The organism is Geobacillus sp. ZGt-1 (assembly GCF_001026865.1).
Taxonomy (GTDB): Bacteria; Bacillota; Bacilli; order Bacillales; family Anoxybacillaceae; genus Geobacillus; species Geobacillus thermoleovorans.
This window is the reverse complement of sequence record NZ_LDPD01000026.1, coordinates 11687-15309: the sequence shown is the minus strand read 5'-3', so window position 1 is coordinate 15309 and position 3623 is coordinate 11687. Positions and strand designations below refer to the sequence as shown.

Sequence of the window (3623 nt, the reverse complement as noted above, 5' to 3'; positions counted from 1 at the left end):
GCAGAAGATGCGGAAAAGGGTGTGCCGCTCAAAGCCGCCATCATCCACGCCAACCAGCCCGATGAAGCGCACCGCTGGCGCGATGAGCTGTCCGCCCGCTATCCGCACGTCGAATTTTCGATCAGCTATTTTGGCCCCGTCATCGCCACGCACGTCGGCGAAGGCGCGCTCGGGTTGACGTGGTATCAGCCTTAAGCCGAGGCCGCAAAGCGCCGTCTCGAGGCTCTACAGCCAAGCGCAAGGCGGAACGGTGCGCTCCGCCTTGCACGGCGGCGGATTCTCGTTTCCGCTGTATGGTCGATCAAGATGTTTCCGTCTTCCCGTTTGGCGTTCATGGGACGAAATGATCCGAATGAGTTTTGGGCCATGTTGATGCTATTCATAGTGGATGCTATTTCATATAATGTTTTTATCGATTTCCTCATCCAACTTCAATGCGCTTGCCATTCTCCTTCGGCGGTATTCTCCATAACTGCCCGCAGTTGACGAATTCATCTGTGACAAACATAAGAGCGAGAAAACCTATTCCCTTTAGGTGTGGGGAATGTCAAATTCGTCAGCTGCATCGTCTTCCTCTCCTCTCTCCACTTTATGAAACGGGCGGAGATGTGGGGCTGGCCAAACTTGTCGAACCGTTTTCCTTTCCTGAAAAATTTGTCGCTATTTCCCTGGGAATGTTGTCGAAACACGTTATTGATCGGCTCCATGACTCTCCTGTGAATCTTCGCTGGCGTCATGTTTCGCCGCATCCATTTCTTTCGAAGGCCGATATGTCGTGAAAAAGACGGTCAAACCACATCCTTATTCCATTTGGAAAGGCCTTTTCATCTCCACTTTCTTTTCTAGCGGAATGTTGCTGTTTTGCGCATGACGCCCATTTTTCACCATCTTTCTAACTTTTTACGAAAAAGAACGCCGTCGATCGCTCTTCCTGTACCTTTATGCGCTTCAAGCCTCTCAACTTGGGGAGAGAGGGTTTTTGCCGCGTCATCTGCTCTTCTTGCCTCTCAGCTGGGGAACGTGCTTTTCATACGTTCAAAAGGAGTGATGCTTCTTGTGCATCCAACAACCATCTTGTGTTCCACACCTCGTTTCATGGTTGAACGGCCAGCGCCTCCCACGCGAACAACTGCCGTTTTCTGATGAAGAAATCAAAGCCGCGGTGCAAGCCGGTTGGGTTCACGAACAGCCCGGCCTCATCAAAACAGCGCGCGACTGGCGCTGTATGCGCTGCGGGAATGAAGACGCGCGTCTTTTTGCATCGTTTCCATGCGCCCGCTGTGGATCGGATTGCGCGTATTGCCGCAAGTGTCTCGTGATGGGGCGCATCAGCTCCTGCACCCGCCTTGTGCACGTGACGATGCCGCTTCCGTCCGAGCGGCACGAGGCGCCGCTTGTTTGGGATGGGACGCTGTCCGCCGCTCAGGAGGATGCCGCTATGGCTGTCAAACAGGCCGTGCTCGATCGAAGCGAACTGCTCGTTTGGGCCGTATGCGGCGCAGGGAAAACCGAGATTTTGTTTCCCGCCATCGCCGCCGCGCTCGAGAAGGGCTGGCGCGTTGGCCTCGCCACGCCACGGACCGATGTCGTCCGCGAGCTTGCTCCCCGCTTTCGCCAAGCGTTCCCGCGCGTTCCGCTCGCTGTTTGGCACGGCGGAAGCGAAGAGCGCGGGCGGATCGCTTCCTTGGTCCTCTCAACCACCCACCAGTTGCTGCGGGCTTACCGCGTCTTTGACGTTATGATCGTGGATGAAGTCGATGCCTTTCCATATTCTGTTGAGCCGATGCTCCAATACGCCGTCAGTCAAGCGCGGAAAGAACAGTCGAGCCTCATTTATTTAACCGCCACCCCGTCCCGCGCTTGGCAGCTTGACATCACAAGAGGTAAACGGAAAGCTGTCGTCATCCCCGCCCGCTACCACGGCCGTCCGCTTCCCGTCCCCGTGTTCGAATGGTGCGGCAATTGGCGCAAACGGTTAGAGCGCGGCCGCTTGCCCGAAAACGTCCTTGCGTGGGTTCTCCATCGTTTGGCGCAGGGAAAACAAGCGTTTTTGTTCGTTCCCCATATCGATGAGCTTGAAGCTGTCACCCGCCTCTTGCAGCGCGTCGATCCCCGCATCGTCGGCGTTCATGCCGAAGCCCCAGACAGAGCCGAGCACGTTCAGGCATTTCGCGATGGGCGCGTGCCGCTGCTCGTCACAACGACGATCCTTGAACGGGGAGTGACGGTGCCGAACATCGATGTCGCCGTTCTCGGCGCCGAAGACTGCATCTTCACGGAAAGCGCTCTCGTGCAAATCGCCGGCCGCGTGGGCCGCCACGCCGCGTTTCCGGATGGCGATGTCCGCTTTTTCCATCACGGGAAAACGAACGAGATGGTGCGGGCGCGCCGCCATATCCTCCGCATGAACGAAGAAGCGAAGAAAAGGGGGCTGCTGCGCCCATGAACTGCCTCCTTTGCCATTCTTCGTACAACCCGATCGCGAGCTGGCGCCAGTTTCTTTTCCTCGAAGACCTTGACGTCCTTTGCCCGCGCTGCCGCGGGTCGTTCAAACTCATTGACGGCCGACTTTGCGAGATGTGCGGCCGCCCGCTTGAGGAAGCCAAGCCATCGCTGTGCGCCGACTGCCTCCGGTGGCAGGAAGATGAACAGTGGGGGAGGGTGCTCGTGAAAAACCGATCTGTGTATATATACAACGACTGGATGAAAGACGTCGTCGCCTTATGGAAATTCCGCGGCGACTATGCCATCATCGAGGCGTTCCGCCGTCCGTTTTCCCAAGCGTTTCGCCGTCATTTCGGCCGCGATTGGCACATCGTCCCGATCCCGCTGAGCCCCGAACGGCTGTATGAGCGCGGCTTCAACCAAGCCGAAGCGCTCGCCCGTCTGCTTCCGTCCCCGTCCTTTCTTTGGCTTTCCCGCAAACATTCCGAAAAACAATCGAAAAAATCGCGCCGCGAGCGGCTGGAGACCGACAACCCGTTTTTCCTCGTTGACCGCCCGCCGCTTGCAGGGAAACGAATCGTCCTCATCGATGACATTTACACGACGGGCATCACCATCCGCCACGCGGCCCTTGTGTTGCTTGAAGCGGGGGCGGCCGAGGTGGGAGCGTTGACGCTCGTACGGGCGTGAAGGGTGTAAACATTCATGGTGGATGTGCCGATATAAACAGTAGCAATCGAATCGAGCGGAAGGTGAACGGGGATGGAAATTCGCAACGTTTTTACTAGACAATCGATAACGTCGCCAAATCAAACCCTGATGGTGCAAAAGGGCGAAACATACGATGCCGTCATCAAAGAAAGCCGAGACGGCGAGGCAGTCGTCGTGATCAAGGGGACCGACGTGCGGGTGCGAACGGAAGGAGAATGGCCGCAGGAAGGGCGTGCAACGATCCAAATCGTCGGTGAACAAGAAGGAGTTCCTGTGGCGCGAATCGTTCCCCGTCCGCCACAAGAGACGGACAAACAAGCGGTTCATTTTTCTGCTTCTGAACCGTTATTGCCTGAGCTGAGACAGGTCGGAGATTGGCTGCAAAAACATGGACAATCGCTCACAAAAGAGATCGTTTCCACCTTGCGGACGTTTTTCACCGAAGCCCCAGGCACCGTAGAGCAAAA

3 protein-coding genes and 1 pseudogene are annotated in these 3623 nt (G+C 56.6%); all 4 read left to right on the top strand.

Annotated elements, in window-relative coordinates; genetic code table 11:
• The coding region (locus VU18_RS20565; RefSeq protein WP_047758346.1) for a DegV family protein at positions 1–195 on the top strand (195 nt) is incomplete at its 5' end.
• 859 nt (positions 196–1054) lie between these two features.
• A complete protein-coding gene (locus tag VU18_RS13730) occupies positions 1055–2446 on the top strand; it encodes a DEAD/DEAH box helicase (RefSeq protein WP_047758299.1) in 1392 nt (463 codons plus the stop codon).
• Positions 2443–3135: a ComF family protein gene (locus tag VU18_RS13725; RefSeq protein WP_047758298.1), complete on the top strand. Its 693-nt coding sequence runs from the start codon at positions 2443–2445 to the stop codon at positions 3133–3135. The genes VU18_RS13730 and VU18_RS13725 overlap by 4 nt, the downstream gene beginning before the upstream one ends.
• Before the next feature lie 129 nt (positions 3136–3264).
• Positions 3265–3623: pseudogene (locus VU18_RS13720) on the top strand (hypothetical protein); the annotation flags it as partial.